Annotated in this window: 15 protein-coding genes; 12 read left to right on the top strand and 3 right to left on the bottom strand. The window is 64.6% G+C overall.

Annotation, left to right across the window (positions count from 1 at the left end; all coding sequences use genetic code 11):
- Position 1: 1 nt before the first annotated feature.
- Positions 2 to 2,983, bottom strand: a complete 2,982-nt coding sequence (gene lptD / locus QZ613_RS12935; RefSeq protein ID WP_291982740.1) for an LPS assembly protein LptD — start codon at positions 2,981 to 2,983, stop codon at positions 2 to 4.
- A gap of 160 nt (positions 2,984 to 3,143) precedes the next feature.
- On the opposite strand from lptD, the gene QZ613_RS12930 reads away from it, so the two are divergent.
- The 12 genes from QZ613_RS12930 to hemF all read left to right on the top strand — a co-directional run bounded on the left by QZ613_RS12930 (position 3,144) and on the right by hemF (position 15,075).
- Positions 3,144 to 4,175 (top strand): phosphotransferase, encoded by a 1,032-nt coding sequence (locus QZ613_RS12930; RefSeq protein WP_043566446.1) that lies wholly within the window; start codon positions 3,144 to 3,146, stop codon positions 4,173 to 4,175.
- Positions 4,175 to 4,867, top strand: coding sequence for an N-acetylmuramate alpha-1-phosphate uridylyltransferase MurU (gene murU / locus QZ613_RS12925; RefSeq protein WP_043566445.1), 693 nt, complete (start codon positions 4,175 to 4,177; stop codon positions 4,865 to 4,867). The genes QZ613_RS12930 and murU overlap by 1 nt, the downstream gene beginning before the upstream one ends.
- Complete coding sequence (locus QZ613_RS12920; protein ID WP_043566442.1) at positions 4,864 to 6,171, top strand: aminopeptidase P N-terminal domain-containing protein; 1,308 nt, start codon at positions 4,864 to 4,866, stop codon at positions 6,169 to 6,171. The genes murU and QZ613_RS12920 overlap by 4 nt, the downstream gene beginning before the upstream one ends.
- Positions 6,164 to 7,354, top strand: a complete 1,191-nt coding sequence (locus tag QZ613_RS12915) for an FAD-dependent oxidoreductase (protein ID WP_043566439.1) — start codon at positions 6,164 to 6,166, stop codon at positions 7,352 to 7,354. Before QZ613_RS12920 ends, QZ613_RS12915 begins: the two co-directional genes overlap by 8 nt.
- Before the next feature lie 149 nt (positions 7,355 to 7,503).
- A complete protein-coding gene (gene minC, locus QZ613_RS12910) occupies positions 7,504 to 8,328 on the top strand; it encodes a septum site-determining protein MinC (protein WP_291901068.1) in 825 nt (274 codons plus the stop codon).
- Between the two features lie 102 nt (positions 8,329 to 8,430).
- Entirely contained in the window at positions 8,431 to 9,252 is an 822-nt protein-coding gene (gene minD / locus QZ613_RS12905; protein WP_043566434.1) for a septum site-determining protein MinD, read from the top strand.
- A gap of 2 nt (positions 9,253 to 9,254) precedes the next feature.
- Complete coding sequence (minE, locus tag QZ613_RS12900; protein ID WP_043566430.1) at positions 9,255 to 9,536, top strand: cell division topological specificity factor MinE; 282 nt, start codon at positions 9,255 to 9,257, stop codon at positions 9,534 to 9,536.
- Between the two features lie 225 nt (positions 9,537 to 9,761).
- Entirely contained in the window at positions 9,762 to 10,814 is a 1,053-nt protein-coding gene (gene dusB / locus QZ613_RS12895) for a tRNA dihydrouridine synthase DusB (RefSeq protein ID WP_043566428.1), read from the top strand.
- The gene (locus QZ613_RS12890; RefSeq protein WP_043566425.1) at positions 10,811 to 11,062 is read left to right on the top strand and encodes a helix-turn-helix domain-containing protein; all 252 of its coding nucleotides are present in this window, start codon (positions 10,811 to 10,813) and stop codon (positions 11,060 to 11,062) included. The genes dusB and QZ613_RS12890 overlap by 4 nt, the downstream gene beginning before the upstream one ends.
- A 49-nt stretch (positions 11,063 to 11,111) precedes the next feature.
- On the top strand, positions 11,112 to 12,677 hold the full coding sequence (gene purH, locus QZ613_RS12885; RefSeq protein ID WP_291864693.1) for a bifunctional phosphoribosylaminoimidazolecarboxamide formyltransferase/IMP cyclohydrolase: 1,566 nt from the start codon (positions 11,112 to 11,114) through the stop codon (positions 12,675 to 12,677).
- Between the two features lie 138 nt (positions 12,678 to 12,815).
- Complete coding sequence (gene purD, locus QZ613_RS12880) at positions 12,816 to 14,105, top strand: phosphoribosylamine--glycine ligase (protein ID WP_043566418.1); 1,290 nt, start codon at positions 12,816 to 12,818, stop codon at positions 14,103 to 14,105.
- A 52-nt stretch (positions 14,106 to 14,157) separates the two neighbouring features.
- Positions 14,158 to 15,075: an oxygen-dependent coproporphyrinogen oxidase gene (gene hemF / locus QZ613_RS12875; protein WP_043566415.1), complete on the top strand. Its 918-nt coding sequence runs from the start codon at positions 14,158 to 14,160 to the stop codon at positions 15,073 to 15,075.
- Positions 15,076 to 15,100: 25 nt separating this feature from the next.
- Here hemF and QZ613_RS12870 read toward each other — a convergent pair whose 3' ends face one another.
- Entirely contained in the window at positions 15,101 to 16,333 is a 1,233-nt protein-coding gene (locus tag QZ613_RS12870) for a heme biosynthesis HemY N-terminal domain-containing protein (RefSeq protein ID WP_291864697.1), read from the bottom strand.
- A complete protein-coding gene (locus QZ613_RS12865) occupies positions 16,330 to 17,655 on the bottom strand; it encodes a uroporphyrinogen-III C-methyltransferase (protein ID WP_291864700.1) in 1,326 nt (441 codons plus the stop codon). Before QZ613_RS12865 ends, QZ613_RS12870 begins: the two co-directional genes overlap by 4 nt.
- Positions 17,656 to 17,719: the final 64 nt, after the last annotated feature.

The raw sequence follows: 17,719 nt of genomic DNA, 5'->3' as shown, positions 1-17,719 counted from the left end.
CCTACTGTTCGGCCAGAGCCGAATCCGTCTGCGGCTGATTGGCCACACCGTAGCCGGGAATCCGGCGCTGGAGGAGGCTGATCGGATTCGAGCCCAGGCGCGAGAAATCGCTCAGTTCAAGTTGCACGAAGGCTCGCGTCGTCGCGTCCGCCTCGGTGGTCTGCAGACGCTGCCCGACGACGCGCACCACCCAGCAGCCGGCGTTGTATTCCAGGCCGCCGATAATTTCGATCGGCTGGTTCTGCAGAAACGAATAGTTGTAGCGACCGACCGCCTGCCAGCGGCCATCGATCGGCCACTGCCCGGAAACGTCGACCTGCTTGATCGGCGTCACCGCCTGCGTGTTGTAACTGTACGACGCATTGAGCAGCTTGCCGGCCTCCGGGAAATAGCGCGCACCGAAGGAATAGCGTTGAAACTCCTGATCGTCCACGGTGTATTGCAGGGCGGCGTCGGCATAGACCCGCGGCAGGATCTGCCCGGTGAAGCCGGCCAGAAAATCCGACCTGTCCCACTGCCGAGTGGTCGCTCCCGGCAGCGCCACCTTGTCCTTGGTGAAATAGAGCCGCTGACCGACCATCCCGCGCATGATCTCATTACCGGAAGTCGGATTGATCAGGCGCGAGGAAAGGGCGGCGGTCAGCTGATTGGCGTTGTTGATGCGGTCCCAGCCGGAGAACTGGTTATCGGCAAAGATCTGCGCAAAATTGAAGTCGGCCAGCGCGGTATCGAAGATCGGAATATCGTCCTGATTCTCGTACGGTATGTTGAGGTAGTAAAGACGAGGCTCCAGGGTCTGCGTATAGTCGCGACCGAACCAGTTGCTGGGGCGCTCGAAAGTCATTCCCGAATCGACGCTGAAGATCGGCAGGTTGCGATTGATCGAAGTCGGGAGGATATTCGTCGAGCCTGGGTAATTCAGGGCATAGTGAGTGACATTGACGCCGACGCGCGGCGTGACATACCAGCCGGGGGTGGTGTAGGGCAGTGAAATCTGTGGTTGCATGACCGTCCGCTGCCCGTCGACGGTAGAGGAATCGGGACGGACAAAACTGGTGTACTGCCCGAAAAAGGCGCTGTCGGTCGACAACAAATCCGGCTGGCGCGCGTTTACGGTGATTTGCGGCAAGAGCTGATAGGGCGGAGTGACCGGGTTCTGCGGGTCCGGCTGCAGGGTCTGGAAGGTCTGCACGTTGGCCGTCGCATTCCACCATCCGCCACCACCGTAGCTGAGCAAGCCTTGCTGCAGAAGTTGCGTTTCGGAGGTCTTGGTGATCTCGCTCGACAGGTCGGTGTAGTAATCGCTGTCCGAGACCCGGTTGTAGTTGATCGCGCCCGAGAAACCGTTGGCGGCGACCTGAGAATGGGTCAAGGCCACACCCCAGCGATCGCGGTTCGCCACCCGATCATTCGGAAGATACTCGCCACGGACGTTGCCGAAGTAGGTTCCCCCGTACGCCGCGTTGAGGTAGCGAAAGTCGGTGCCGAGCAGCAGACCGCGCTTGGTGAGCAGGGTCGGCTCGAACGTGGCATCCATGTTCGGTGCAATGTTCCAATAGTAGGGCAGGGTGAATTCGAAACCGCTGTCGCTACTCGTTCCGTAGCTTGGCGTCAGAAAACCCGACTTGCGGTGATTGTTGAGCGAAAAGGATAACCACGGCGAGTAGAGAATCGGCACTCCGAGGAAGTGGACGGTGGCATCGTTGCCACTCCCCACCTCGTTGTCGTAGTCGAGCTTCAGGTCGGCGACGCTGAGAAACCAGTCGTCATTACCGGGCTTGCAGGTGGTGTAGGTCGCCGAACTCAGACGAATCTGGTTCTCGCCCTCGAAATCGATGCGCTGCGCCGTGCCGCGTGCTTCGGTCGGCTCGCCGTTTGCGTCCTGGTGATACTTGAGCTTGGTCTGCCCGGGCAGCAGGCCGAAGGACATGGGTGCCGCAAAACCGCCGCTGAATTCGCTGTCTGCTTCGGTTGGTGCCAGGCCGGAAGCGACGTCGCCGCGGGATTTCGCTCCTGCCGCAGAACGCGGCGGGCGCTTCACGAAATACGAAGCATCGTCGAAGAACCCAAAATGATCCTCGAGCCGCATACGCATCTTGGTCCCTGAGACGACGTCATCACGCTGCTGAAAGCGCGCGCTCCCGACCGCCTCGACCTCGTCTTCGACCGGCCAGTAGGTCAGTTGATCGGCCGTCAATACCTTGTCGGCCTGGCGCAACTCGGCGTCGTCCTGGGCAATGAGCTCCCGGTCAACGACGCCCGAAATCCTCTGCGCACTCAGGAAGGTTGCTTGCGACCCGGCCTCCGCCTCGGCGGGCGGCGTAGCGCTGGCCGGCGACGAGGGCGACGGCACGGCAGCCACCGCCCCGGCCGGCTTGACCGGCACCGGCGAGGGCGTGGAAATCACGCTCGGCGCCGCCTTGTCCACGCTCGGCGCCGCCTTTTCGGCTGGCGGCGGCACGGCGATTGTCGTGGCCGGCGACGCGGATAGCGCCGACGGGGCCACGGTCTCCGCGCCACGGGCACTGGCTTTCGGCGTCTCGGCGAGCGGTGCGGCTTGGCCTTGATCGGGCTGGCTGATCACCGGCTGCTCCGCGTCCCGCGCCAGCGCTTTCCCCGCCTGCACGTCGGGCCCGACGTTCGCAGCCGGCGAACTGACGCCTTCAGCCGACGGCTGCTCGCTGACCTCGACTGCAGCCTGGACTGGCTCTTCCGCGGTCGTCGGCGTTGGCACGGGTCGCGCTTCGATGACCGGAGTCACGACAGGCTTGCTCTCCGCAGGCGCAGCGTCTGCCTGCCCCTCAGGCGACCGCTTGACCGGGGCGGCGGGCACAATGGCCGGCAGGCCAAGCAAGGCCGGATCGACGCGCAACGGTGGCGCCGGCTGCGCCTGCGCGACGCCGGGCAGGCTGGCGAGAAGCGTCGTGGCCACGGCGCAACGAAAGATCAAGGTCCGCGGCTTGCGCCGAAAGGGAAACGTCATGCCAAGGTTGTCAATAAAGAATGCCAGGAATTGTTGGGACCATTCCGATTGTTCGGACGCCGGGCTGTGGGTTTGGTCGTCTCTGCGGCGGCACTTCAAGCACTGCCCGGATGGTAGAATCGGTCGCATATTTTAGCACCATCGTTCAAGGAGAAGCGGCATGCCGCGTACCGCCCTGCTGCGCAACTGGCTCCGACAGGTCTTTGAGCCAACTTTCCCAGGCTGGGATGCGCGCCTCGAAGCGGCCTCAGCCGACGCCAGCTTCCGGCGTTACTTTCGCGTCGAGCTCCCCGATCGAACGACGCGCATCGTCATGGACGCGCCGCCGGAGAAAGAAGACTGTCGCCCCTTCATCAAGGTCGCCGCCCTCTTTCGCGAGGCCGAGGTGCATCTGCCCGCGGTGCTCGCCGCCGACCTCGAACAAGGCTTCCTGCTCCTCTCTGACCTCGGCAGCAGCACTTACCTGAGTGCCCTGCACGACCGGAGCACGGCGGCGCGACTGTACGCCGACGCCAACCGGGCACTGCTCGCCATTCAGCTCGCCAGTCGACCAGGTGTTCTTCCCGAATACGACGGTGACCTGCTCGGCCGCGAACTGGCCCTGTTCCCCGACTGGTACCTGCGCCGTCACCTCGGAGTGACCATCGACAAAGGCATGCAATCCACCCTGCAGACGGTGTTCGCAGCGATCCTGGCCAACAACCTGCGACAGCCAAGGGTCTACGTACATCGCGACTACCACTCGCGCAACCTGATGCTCGTCGGCGAGCCCGCGCCCGCTTTTCCGAGCAACCCCGGAATTCTCGATTTCCAGGATGCTGTTTACGGTCCGCTGACCTACGACCTCGTCTCGCTCTACCGTGACGCCTACATCGCTTGGCCGGAAGATCAGGAGCTCGATTTCGTGATCCGTTACTGGGAAGGCGCGCGCCAGGCCGGATTGCCGGTAGAGGCCGATTTCCACGACTTCTACCGCGACTACGAATGGATGGGTGTACAGCGCCAGCTCAAGGTGCTCGGCATCTTCGCGCGCCTGTGCCATCGCGACGGCAAGGAGAACTACCTCGCGGACATGCCGCGCGTGCTCGGCTATCTGCGGCGAAGCTGCGAGCGCTACAGAGAACTGCGGCCGCTGGCACGCCTGCTCGACGTGGTCGAGAAGCGGCCGGTCGACGTCGGCTACAGCTTCTGATGAAGGCCATGATTCTTGCCGCCGGGCGCGGCGAACGCCTGCGCCCGCTCACCGATACGACCCCCAAACCACTGCTGATGGCGGGCGGCAGGGCGCTGATCGCCTGGCATCTGCAGGGCCTGGCCAGGGCCGGTTGGCGCGAGGTGGTGATCAACCACGCCCATCTCGGCGAACAGATCGAGGCGGCACTGGGCAACGGCAGCGACTTCGGCCTGCACATCGCCTACTCACCCGAAGCCGGCGGAGCGCTGGAAACCGCCGGCGGCATCGCCAGCGCGCTGCCACTGCTTGGCGACGAACCCTTCCTGGTGGTCAACGGCGACATCTGGTGCGACTGGGATTTCTCGCGGGCCAGGCGCATCGCCAGCACCCTCGACCGCGAGCACGCCCATCTGCTGCTGGTCGACAACCCGCCACACCATCCTGGTGGCGACTTTTGCCTGGATGGCCAGATCGTGCGCGCAGCGACCGGAAACCGCACTGGCTCTCTGACCTACGCCGGCATTGGCGTCTTCCCGCCCGACTTCTTTGCCACCGTCGCGGCCGGCGTGAAAATGAAACTTCGCCCCCTGCTGGACGCGGCCATTGCCCGCGGTACGCTCACCGGCGAACGACACGGCGGTCGCTGGGTCGACGTCGGAACCCGCGAACGCCTCGCTGAACTCGACATGGAGCTTGCCTCAAGCAGATGAGTCTCAAACCCTACGCCAAGCGTCGCCAGCGGGTACTCGACAGCCTCGGGGACGGCGTCGCCGTCCTGGCCACGGCACCAGAGCGCCTGCGTAACCGCGACTCGCATTATCCCTACCGCTTCGACAGCTACTTCTGGTATCTGAGCGGCTTCCCCGAGCCCGATGCGGTGATCGTCCTGGTCGGCGGCGCGGAAGCGAAAGCGATCCTCTTCTGCCGCGAGAAGAACGAGGAGCGCGAAACCTGGGACGGTTTTCGCTACGGCCCCGACGCTGCCGCCGCCGCCTTCGGCTTTACTGAAGCGCATCCGATCGGCTGTCTCGACGAAATGCTGCCCACGTTGATCGCCAACCACGCGGCGCTGTGGCACTCGCTGGGTCACGACAGAGAATGGGACAGCCGCATCGGCAACGCGCTGAATGCCGTTCGTTCCCAGGGGCGCAGCGGCACGCGCGCGCCCGGTGAAATCCGCGACCTGCGTGGCCTGCTCGATCAGATGCGGCTGAGCAAGGACGCGCACGAAGTCCAGCTCATGCGCCACGCCGCCGACATCGCTTCGGCCGGCCACAGCCGCGCGATGCGCGCGTGCAGGCCGGGCATGGCCGAATACGAACTCGAAGCAGAGCTGAGCTACGAATTTCGCCGCCGCGGCGCCGACGGCCACGCCTACACGCCGATCGTCGCCGGTGGCGCCAACGCCTGCATCCTGCACTACGTCGACAACAACAAACTCCTGGCGGGCCAATCGCTGGTCCTGATCGACGCCGGCTGCGAGGTCGCCGGCTACGCCTCGGACATCACCCGCACCTTCCCGGTCGGCGGACGTTTCAGCGCCGAGCAACGCGAGGTCTATGAAATCGTCCTCGCGGCGCAGCAGGCGGCGATTGCCGCAGTACACCCCGGCGCCTCGTTCACCGACTACCACCAGGCGGCGCTGCGCGTCCTGACGCAGGGGCTGATCGATCTCAAGCTGCTCACCGGCAGCGTCGACGGCGCCGTCGAAAGCGAAGCCTACAAACCCTGGTACATGCACCGCACCGGCCACTGGCTGGGGCTCGACGTCCACGATGCCGGCGACTACAAGACCGGCACGGCCGACGACGACTGGGTCAAGCTGGCTGCGGGCATGACGCTGACCGTCGAACCGGGCCTCTACCTGCGCCCCGGCAGCGCCGTTCCGGAACACCTGCACGGCATTGGCGTGCGCATCGAGGACGACGTACTGGTCACCAGCGACGGCTGCCTGGTGTACACCAATGCACCGCGAACGGTTGCCGAAATCGAGGAGGTCATGCGCCATGAGTGAGCCGGCGAACGGCGCGGAGAGCACGAACGCAAGCTCTGTCGACGTCGCCATCGTCGGCGCCGGGCCAGTTGGCATGTCGCTGGCCTTGGCGCTGGCCGGCGGGCCGCAGAGCGTGCTCTTGCTCGACAGCCGCCCGCACGCGGCCTGGGCCCGCGACCCGCGCGCGCTGGCGCTGGCGCATGGCAGCCGCCAGCTGCTTGAACGTCTCGGCGCCTGGAAGGCAAGCGCGGCAACGGCGATCGAAAGCATCCACGTTTCGCAGCGCGGCGGTTTTGGTCGCACGCTAATCGATGCCAGCGAATACGGCATCGCCGCGCTCGGCTACGTGATGCGCTACCGCGATCTCGCCGCCACCCTCGACGCGCGCATCGACGCGACGCAGTGCTTGCACGACTGCACGCTGCTCGACATCACGACCGGCAACGACACGGCCGAGATTACGCTGGCGGCGCAGAACGGCGACCCCGCCGCGCCGCGACGAATCCGGGCCAGACTCGTTGTGCACGCCGAAGGTACGCCGGTCAGCGACCCCGACGTGCGCGTTTACGATTACCGGCAGCACGCCGTGGTCGCCGAAGTTCGCCCCGTTCCTGGTCACCAGCAGCGCGCCTGGGAACGTTTTACGCCCGATGGTCCGCTTGCCCTGCTGCCGCTGGGGCAGGACTACTCGCTGGTGTTTACCGTGCCACCGGAAAAGGCCGCCAACCTGCTCGCCCTCGACGAGGGTGACTTCCTCGCCGCGCTACGGGCGCAGTTCGGCAGCCGCCTCGCTTTCGTTGCCAGTGGTCCGCGCACCAGCTTTCCGTTGGCGCTGCGGGTCCGCGAGCAACTGGCTGGCCGACGCCAGGTGTGGATCGGCAACGCCGCGCAAAGCCTGCACCCGGTTTCCGGACAGGGCTTCAACCTCGGTTTGCGCGACGCCTGGGAACTCGCGGCGGTGCTGCTTGCCAACGCCAGCGGCGACGCGGGCAATGCCGCTGTCCTGGCCGCCTACGCGCGTTCTCGCCGCCTTGACCGCCAGGGCAGCATCGCCTTCACCGACGGCCTCGTGCGCGTCTTCGGCATAGACCTGGCGCCGCTACGGATCGCTCGTGGCGCAGGGCTGCTGGCACTCGACGTCTTGCCGCCGCTGCGCCACTTCGTCGCCAAACGAATGATCTGGGGGGCCCGCGCCTGGCCATGAACGGTCGACGCCAGGCTCTTGGCTGCGCTTAAGCGCAGCCAAGAGCGCCCGCAAAGCACGAAAATGTCGTCGCCGCAGTTCGCTTTTACAGGCGATTCCGCTAGACTTCGCCGATTCCCCAGTTCCAGCAAGAGCGCCCTCACGATCCCATGCCGCCAACCAACAAGACCCCACCACTGATCGAGTTCAAGGGAACCACCCTGCCCATCGTCACGGTCAGCCTGCGATCGCTGCAACTGGGCGAACTCGGCGAAGCCGCCAGCGCGCTGTTCGGCGACGATCCCTTTTTCGATGGCGAGGCTGCCGTGCTCGACTTGTCGCAGGCGGCTGCCGCCTCGTCGGCCAAATGGCAGTTCTTAAAGGAGCTCTTCAGGACCCACGGGCTGAACGTGATCGGTGTCCGGGGCGGCAGCGATGAGCTTCGCGAAAGCGCCCGCACGGCCGGCCTGCCGACCTACGCCGCCGTCGATCGTTCGCTACGCGCGGCGCCCCGTGCCGACGACGAGCGTACGGCGCCCGCCGCGCCGCCGCCAGCGCCGGAAGCAAAGTCGGAAGCTAAGCCCGAGCCAGCGCGGGAAGCAAAGCCCGAGCCCGCCGCCGCCAGCACTGGCGCAAGGTCGCCAACGCTGTTCCTCACTCGGCCCTTGCGTTCGGGGCAACAGATCTACGCACGTGGCGGCGACCTGGTCGTTCTCGCCGCGGTCAACTCCGGTGCCGAAGTCATCGCCGACGGCAACATCCACATCTACGCCCCCTTGCACGGTCGTGCACTGGCGGGCGCCAGCGGCGATACCGAGGCACGCATCTTCAGCACTCGCTTCGATGCCCAGCTGGTCTCGGTTGCCGGACTGTATCGGACTTTCGACAGTGGCGTACCGAGCGATCTGGCGGGCAAAGCGGTGCAGGTCAGGCTCGCTGAAAAAACTGGCGACAGCTCCGGTAAACTGGTTGTCGAGCCACTCAGGACAGAGTAGCAGCGACTCGGGCAGCGGCAATGGCACCGCAAGCGCTGCGCGGATCAGCAGAAAGCCCATTCTGCGGGTAGAATCTCGTCTTTAATCTGCGGAGAAACATCCGTGACACGTATTGTCGTCGTAACGTCGGGCAAGGGTGGAGTCGGCAAGACCACCACCAGCGCCAGCTTCGCATCAGGGCTCGCCCTGCGTGGTTACAAAACTGCCGTCATCGATTTTGACGTCGGTCTGCGCAACCTGGATCTGATCATGGGCTGCGAGCGCCGCGTGGTCTACGACCTGGTCAACGTTCTCAACGGAGAAGCAACGCTCACCCAGGCGCTGATTAAGGACAAGCACTGCGAGAACGGCAATCTCTTCGTCCTGCCGGCTTCACAGACTCGCGACAAGGACGCGCTCAGCGAAGAAGGGGTCGAGAAAGTCCTCAAGGAACTCGAACACATGGCCTTCGATTACGTCGTCTGCGATTCGCCGGCGGGCATCGAGCGCGGGGCGGTTCTGGCCCTGACCTTTGCCGACGAAGCGCTGGTGGTCAGCAACCCGGAAGTTTCCTCGGTACGCGACTCGGACCGCATTCTCGGCATCATCCAGGCCAAGTCACGCCGTGCCCTGAGCGGCGGCGAGCCGGTCAAGGAACATCTGCTGATCACCCGCTACTCGCCAAAACGCGTCGAAGAGGGGGAAATGCTCTCGTACAAGGATGTGCAGGAGATTCTGCGCGTGCCGATCATCGGCGTCATTCCCGAGTCTGAAGCGGTACTTCAGTCTTCGAACGCCGGCTCGCCTGCGATCCACCTCGCCAACAGCGATGTTGCCGGCGCCTACCTTGACGTGGTCGGCCGCTTCCTCGGCGAAACCATCCCCCTGCGTTACGTCGACTACGAGAAGCCCGGCCTGTTCAAGCGATTCTTCGGGGGTAAATAAGGATGTCCCTGTTCTCCCTGATCTTCGGCGGCAGCAAGCCCAAGACGGCGTCCATTGCCAAGGAACGCCTGCAACTGATCATTGCCCACGAACGCAATGAAAGTAACAACACGCCCGACTTCCTGCCGGCATTGCAGCAGGAGTTGATGGCGGTGATCTCGAAGTACGTCTCGGTGAACCCGGAAGATATCAAGGTATCGATCGAGAAGCAGGGAAACATGGAAGTACTCGAGGTGAACATCGTCATGCCGGACACGGCCAACAAGGCTCAGGACAGCGCCTGACGGCCAACTCGGGTAGCCGTCAGGGCGAGAAGCGCCGCGCACGCTGACGCCGCAGGACGCAGGTAGCGACGGCTGAGCTCAAGGCCCAGTCCGGCGGCAGGCCTGCCGATGCCGTGACGCCATCGCCAAGGCGATCAATGTCGCCGGCACGCAAGATCGTCTGTTTTTCGGGCGCCAATCGCGGTAGAATCCCGGTCTTGCCTTGCGCCCCGGCACCGCACCGCCATGGAATTCCTCGGATTTACGCTTCGCAACAACCTGTTTGTCGCGCCGATGGCAGGTGTGACCGACCGGCCTTTCAGACAGCTCTGCAAGAGCCTTGGCGCCGGCCTCGCCGTCTCCGAGATGGTGACTTCGAACTCACTGCTCTACGGAAGCGCGAAAACCCGCCGCCGCGCCAATCACGATGGCGAAGTGGCGCCGATCTCGGTGCAGATCGCCGGCGCAGACCCGGCGATGATGGCCGATGCGGCGCGCTACAACGTCGACCGCGGAGCGCAGATCATCGATATCAACATGGGCTGCCCGGCCAAGAAGATCTGCAATGTGATGGCCGGCTCTGCCCTGCTCCGCGACGAGCCTCTGGTCGGCAAGATCCTGTCGGCGGTGGTCAAGGCGGTACCGCAGACGCCGGTGACGCTGAAGATCCGGACCGGCTGGGACACCGGCAACCGTAACGCCCTGAGCATTCTGAAAATTGCCGAGCAGTCCGGGATCCGGGCTCTGGCCATGCATGGCCGGACGCGCGCCTGTGGCTACAGCGGTCACGCCGAGTACGACACCATGCGCGCGGTGAAGGCCGAGGCCCGCATTCCGCTGATCGCCAACGGCGATATCGTCTCGCCGGAGACGGCAAAGTTCGTTCTCGAGAGCACCGGCGCTGACGCGCTGATGATCGGCCGCGCGGCCCAGGGTCGTCCCTGGCTGTTCCGCGAGATCGAGCACTTCCTGAACACCGGCACGCCTCTGATGCCGCCGCGGGTCAGCGAGATTCACCGCATCCTGCTCGCCCACCTTGAAGACCTCTACCTCTTCTACGGCACGGAAACTGGCGTGCGCGTCGCGCGCAAGCATATCTCGTGGTACACGAAGGGGCTGGTCGGATCGGCAGCCTTCCGCCACATGATGAACCAATTGCCGACGATCGCCCTGCAACGGCAAGCGGTCAACGACTTTTTCCTGGCGCTCGCCGAGCACAACGAGCACCTGCCCTACGTCAGCAGCGATCCGGCCACGCCGGCGCTGGCCAACGCCAATTGTGAGGATCTCGCCGCATGAAGCGACAACACGATGAGGATGAGGACATTGCAAGTTTCGTCCGCAAGGCGCTGGAAAACTATTTTCAGCACCTTGACGGCGAAAAGCCGGCACCGGTATACGAGATGGTGATCAAGAGCGTTGAACGCCCGATGCTCGAAGTCGTGCTCAAACAGGCCGGCGGCAACCAGACTTTCGCTGCCGAAATTCTCGGAATCAACCGCAACACCCTGCGCAAGAAGCTGGTCGATCACCGGCTCATCGCCTGAACCGACCTCTTGCTCCAATCCTCCCTACCCTGTCGCAAACCTGCCCACCATGAAAATACGCCAAGCCCTGATCAGCCTCTCCAACAAGAATCGTGCTCTCGAATTTGCCCAGGGCCTTGCCGCCTACGGCGTCAGACTGCTGTCGACCGGCGGCACGGCCAAAATGCTGCGCGATGCCGGGCTTGAGGTCACCGAGGTCGGCGATTACACGGGCTTCCCGGAAATGCTCGACGGCCGCGTGAAAACGCTGCATCCGAAGGTGCACGGCGGCATCCTCGCCCGCCGCGATCTGCCGGAACACCTGGCGACTATCGAGGAGCACGGCATTCCGGCGATCGATCTGGTTTGCGTCAACCTCTACCCTTTCCGCGAGACGATTGCCAAACCCGACGTCACGCTCGCCGAGGCCATCGAGAACATCGACATTGGCGGTCCAGCCATGGTCCGTTCGGCGGCCAAGAACTACGCCGGCGTGGCCGTGGTCACCGATCCCGAAGACTACCCGGCACTCCTCTCGGAAATGGCGAGCAACGGTGGCGGGCTGAGCGCAGCCACCCGCTTCGCCCTGGCCAAGAAAGCCTTCGTACATACCGCACGCTACGACGCGGCCATCGCCAACTGGCTGACCTCTCTTGACGAAAGCGAACAGGCAAAGCCCTTTCCCGAGCGGCTGCAGCTGGCTTTCGATCGCGGCGAGACGCTGCGTTACGGCGAGAACCCACACCAGCAGGCCGCCTTCTACCGTGATCCAGAGCCGGTCGCAGGCTCGATCGCCAACTACCGGCAGCTACAGGGCAAGGAGCTGTCGTACAACAACATCGCCGACGCGGACGCCGCCTGGGAATGCGTCAAGACCTTCGACACGCCCGCCTGCGTGATCGTCAAGCACGCCAATCCCTGCGGCGTCGCGATCAGCGCCGATCTGCTGTCGGCGTACGAAAAAGCCTTTCAGACCGACTCGACGTCGGCGTTTGGCGGCATCATTGCTTTCAACGGCACGGTAGACGCCGACGTCATCGTGGCCATGAATTCGCGCAAGCATTTCGTCGAGGTTCTTCTCGCTCCCGGGTTCACCGCCGCGGCCAGGGAACTGCTGTCCGGCAAGCAAAACCTGCGCGTCCTGGAACTGCCACTGGCCAAGGTCTACCACGACTTCGAGATGAAGCGCATCGGCGGCGGCCTGTTGCTGCAGACACCGGACCGATTCAACGTGCAGGCGTCCGACCTCAGGGTGGTCAGCGCCCTGGTGCCGAGCGCGTCGCAGATCGAGAACCTGCTTTTTGCCTACCGCGTCGCCAAGTTCGTCAAGTCCAATGCCATCGTCTTCTGTGGCCACGGCATGACCCTGGGCGTTGGCGCCGGCCAGATGAGCCGCGTCGACTCGACGCGAATTGCCGTAAGCAAGGCCCAGAACGCGTGTCTCGAACTGGCCGGTTCGGTGGTCGCCTCCGACGCTTTCTTCCCCTTCCGTGACGGCATCGACGTCCTCGCGGCGGCGGGCGCCAAGGCGGTCATCCAGCCGGGAGGGTCGATGCGCGACGAGGAGGTGATTGCCGCCGCCAACGAGCATGGACTGACGATGGTGTTCACCGGCGCCCGTCACTTCCGGCACTGATCGCGATGCGGCGGCAAAGACACGATGTGTGACGGGCTTTTTGAGCTGATCTAAATACCGGCGGAATTGTCGACGGCAATCGTTCTGCTGCGGACCAGCAGCATGCCGCCGCGGCCGCTCTCGGGGGAGAGGATTTTTATGAAGTTACTGGTCATCGGTTCGGGCGGTCGCGAACACGCACTCGCCTGGTGTCTGGCCAAGACGCCCGGCCTGCAGAAGGTCTTCGTCGCGCCTGGCAACGCCGGCACAGCTGCGGACCGGGCGCTGGAGAATGTGGCCATCACCGATCTCGACGCGCTCGCCGACTTCGCCGAAGAAGAAAAGGTGTCGCTGACCATCGTCGGCCCCGAAGCGCCGCTGGCGGCGGGCATAGTCAACCTTTTTCGCGCCCGCGGCCTGAAGATCTTCGGCCCGAGCAAGGAAGCCGCGCAACTTGAAAGCTCGAAGGACTTTGCCAAACGCTTCATGGCCAGGCACGGTATCCCGACGGCGCGCTTCGCAAGCTTCACCGACCGCGCTTCGGCGCACGCCTACGTAGACCAGCAGGGTGCGCCAATCGTCATCAAGGCCGATGGCCTCGCCGCCGGCAAGGGGGTGGTGGTGGCGATGACGCTCGTCGAGGCGCACGCTGCGCTCGACCGCATGCTGCCAGAGAATGGCGCGTGCGCACCGGAAGGTGGCACACCGACGCAGGTGGTCGTCGAGGAGTTCCTGGAGGGCGAGGAAGCCAGCTTCATCGTCCTGGTCGACGGCAAGGACGTCCTGCCGCTGGCGTCGAGTCAGGACCACAAGCGTATCGGCGACGGCGATACCGGCCCCAACACCGGCGGCATGGGCGCCTACTCGCCAGCGCTGGTGGTGACGCCTGAGGTGCACGCCCGGACGATGCGCGAAATCATCCTGCCGACGGTGCGCGGAATGGCCGCCGAGGGAATCCCCTACACCGGTTTCCTCTACGCCGGGCTGATGATCGGCAAGGACGGATCGGTCAAGACGGTTGAATTCAATTGCCGCCTCGGCGACCCGGAAGCGCAACCGATCCTGATGCGCCTGAAGTCGGACCTGTTCATGCTGCTCGACCACGCGGTCGCCGGCCGGCTCGACCAGGTCGAAGCGACCTGGGATCGGCGCGTCGCCCTGGGCGTCGTTCTCGCGGCCGCCAACTACCCCGGCGCCCCGCGCACGGGCGACGTGATCAGCGGCCTGCCGAAAGGCGGCGCAAGCAGCGAAGACAGTCATGTTTTCCACGCCGGGACCCGCGAACACGAGGGCCAGACGGTCACCGCCGGTGGCCGCGTACTCTGCGTCACGGCGCTCGGCGACAACGTCAAGCAGGCACAGAAGCGCGCCTACAATCTGATTATCGGAATTCACTTCGACGGTATGCAGTATCGCCACGACATCGGCCACCGCGCCGTGCCACGATGAGGAGTCAGAGCAGGCAGGGGATCTGGTGGGGGTCGGCCGGCAAAGCCTCGAAATGATCGACGCGGCACTCCTGAGGAGCTATTTCACCGGCTTGCAGACGCGCATCGTCGCGGCGCTTGCAGCAGTCGAGGGCGCCGACGGCAGGCAATTCCGCGCCGATAGCTGGCAAAAGGCAGCCGGTGAGCCGCTCGCCGGCAGTGGCTGCACGTGCATCATCGAGGGCGGTCGCGTCTTCGAGCGCGGTGGGGTGGCCTTCTCGCAGGTCAGCGGTTCCACGCTGCCCGCTTCGGCGACCGCAAAGCGGCCAGAACTGGCCGGTCGCGCCTTCGAAGCGATGGGCGTCTCGCTGGTGTTACACCCGCAAAACCCCTACTGCCCGACCGCGCACATGAACGTGCGCGCGCTGGTGGCGACCAGGAGCGATGCCGGACCGGTGTGGTGGTTCGGCGGTGGCATGGACCTGACCCCCTACTACCCATTCAGCGAAGACATCCGGCATTTTCACGCCACGTGCAAGCAGGCGCTGCTCCCTTTCGGGAAAGACGTCCATGCGCGCTACAAGAAATGGTGCGACGAGTACTTTTTCCTCAAACACCGCAATGAGCCACGTGGCGTCGGTGGCGTGTTCTTCGACGACCTGAGCGAGGGGGGGTTCGAGCGTTGCTTCGCGCTGACTCAGGCCGTCGGAGAAGCGTTTACCGAAGCCTACCTGCCGATCATCGACAAGCGCCAAGGAACGCCCTACGGAGAACGCGAGCGCGACTTCCAGGCGTATCGGCGGGGGCGCTACGTCGAATTCAATCTGGTCTGGGATCGCGGAACGCTGTTTGGCCTGCAGTCGGGCGGACGAACCGAGTCGATCCTGATGTCGCTGCCACCGACGGTCAAATGGCGTTACGACTGGCGACCCGCGGCCGGCAGCCCGGAAGCAGAACTCTACGCGCTGCTCGAACCGCGAGAGTGGGTCTAAGCGGGCGAGAGACCGATAGACAGACCTAGCCGGGCAAACGAGGCACTGAGCGAGGAGAGCTTAGGCCAAGGCGAAGAAGCGGCGTAGGACGCAGGGCGACCTGCTCGGCGGCGGCCCGGTAGTGCGGCATGGCGTCATCCCAGCGTTCGGTCTGCTCGAAGAGGCGAGCCAACTCAAGCCTGACCGCGCGCTGATCGACCAGCGACAGTGAGGCCTCGAGGTAGATTTGGGCTTTACCCCACAAACGCTGGTGCAAACACAGGCGGCCCAAGGCGAGCAGCAGTTGTGCGTCGTCGGGATGCTGCGGCAGCCATTTCTCGGCGCGAGCAATACACGAAGTCAGGTCGCTACCCCGCACCTGGCCATACAGTTGCACCAGCTCCGAATCCCACTGCCCCTCGAGTTGTTTCTCGATCATGCGCTGCGCATCGTCGTAAACGCCGTGTTCAAGCAGAGCTTCGCAGGCGGTGTGCGTCAGCCTCAGGCTGCGCTCCTTGGCCGGTATGGCGCGCAGGTAGGCGAGCAATTGGCCCTCGTCGGCCTGCTGCTGCCGGCGGATGGTTTCCTGGTGCGCCTGAGTCTTGATTTCCTGCGCCAATTCAGGGGCCAAAGCTTCGCGCTTCTCGAGCAGGCGGGCCAGCCGCAACACCTCCGGCCAGTTGCCGCAACCCTGCTGCGCACGTAGTTCAAGGCGCAACGCGGCGATGTGCCGACCGGAAATGTTCTGCAGGGCGTGCAGCAAGCTCACCGCCTCGGCATAGTGCTCATGGTCGATGGCCATTTCGGCTTCCAGCATCAACCGGGCAGGATCCAGCCGCGCGTCGTTGACGCGGCCGAGCCACTCCTGCTCCTTCTCGGGTTCGCGAAGGCCATGCGCCGCCCGTGCGGCGAGCAGGGCTGCCACGCCCGGCGAGTGGCCAGCAGCGTGCGCCTCGCCGGCCTTCTTCAAAGCCTGCGTGAAACGCCCTTCGAAGAGCAGGCGAATGGCCTCATGAAGCGACGCCGCGGCCTTCTCGCGACGGCGCCGTGCCCGATAGTCACCAATACGGCCGGGCAGGGAGAGCGTCAGCCCAATTGTCCGCAGCAGCAGGTAGAGCAGGGCGAAGGAGGTAAAGAAGAGGAGAATCGCCAGACTGAGTGCGATCTCGATGCGATACGGCGGGACGATCAGCAGCAGGTAGCCGTCGTTGTACCTTGCTGCCAGCGAAATGCCGACAGCCGTGGCAGCAAGTGCCAGTAGCCAAAGTAGCCCTCTCACTGGCGCTCCTGACCGAGCTTGAAGGTCTTGACCGCCGACAGGCTTTCATTGAGCGTCGGCATCTCGATGTTGATCTCGGTGGCAACGAGTTGATCCAGATTGCTTTGCGCGGTCTGCAACGAGCTATCGCTGGTGTCAAAGTAGCGATCGATCCACGCCCGGGCATGCTTCAGCTCGTTCTGGAAAGTCCATTGATCGCGCGCCAGCAAAGCCAGGCGCGCGTTGAGAAGACGCAACTTGAGGTTTTCGCGCAAGAAGAACGCCTGGCCCGGCGCGAGCAAGGCCGGCTCATCGCGGTCAACGCGCTGGATCCGGATCAGCGACTTGACTTCGCCCCAGATCTCGCGACCCAATCGCTGCCACAACTCGGCGCTGACCAGTTGCTGCCAGAACTCGACGCTGCTTACCGAAGGCCATTCAGCGGCCGGCGGCGACGACGCTTCCGCCGCCGCACCGTCTGCGCTTTCTTTTGCGCCCTCGCCATTCGGCCGGGACCGCCCATCGACAGCAAGGGGAATCGTGTCGATGGCATTTATGACACTTTCCAGGCGCAAACTCATGGCCGCAACGTCGATCTGCGGCAAAGCACGCAGGCGATCGAGATCATTGCTCAAAACCTTGCGCAGGCTGACGAACTGTGGCCGGCTGCTCGCCGCCAGGCGGGCGTCGGCGGTTTGCAGGGCGAGCACGGCTGCCTGCACATTGCCCGCCAGCTGCAACTGCTGCGCGGCCAGGGTCACACTTTGCTCGACTTCGGCGAGCGCCCACTCATCCCGGTTGCGGGCGATATCCTGGTACAACTTCTCGAGCATCGCCTGCTGGCTCTGCGATTCGGCAATTTTCCCCTCAAGGGCCGCAAGGCGACCGAGGACGCCAGCCACCTGCTCGGTCGCGCCCTTGGATAGCGCACGGATTTCGGCGCCACTCGAATCGCTGTCGGCGAGGCGACGGGCCAACTCCTGTTGCGTATCGGCCAGCTTCTGCCGGGTTTCGAACCACTGCCAGCCGGCCAGCCCAAGGGCCACCAGCACCACCAGCAACCACGGACTGCGCCAGCCGGGTGGCTGCTGATCCGCCGCCGCCCGGCTTGCCGGCGGCTGGTCGCCTGTACCCTGCGCACTGGCAGGCGTTGGCTGACTGGCTGGCGATGGTGTCTGAGCAGCACTCTTTGCAGATGCCTGCACCTCGGCGCTTGGCGGACCCTCAACCGTCGTTGCTCGACTGTCCGGCAACGGCTCCTTGTCGACCGGCGACTCAGCTTCCGGGACCGGCTCGGCCTTCGCCGGGGAAACCATCTCCGGCCGCTGTTCGCCCGCGGGCAACGACTCGCTCTCGGGCTCTGCTCGAGAACCCGCCGACGGTTGCTCCTCTGGCGGCGGCTTGGCA

It is taken from the genome of Candidatus Accumulibacter sp. ACC005 (assembly GCF_907163215.1).
In the GTDB taxonomy this organism is placed as follows: Bacteria; Pseudomonadota; Gammaproteobacteria; order Burkholderiales; family Rhodocyclaceae; genus Accumulibacter; species Accumulibacter regalis.
This window is presented reverse-complemented; position numbering and strand designations above follow the sequence as displayed.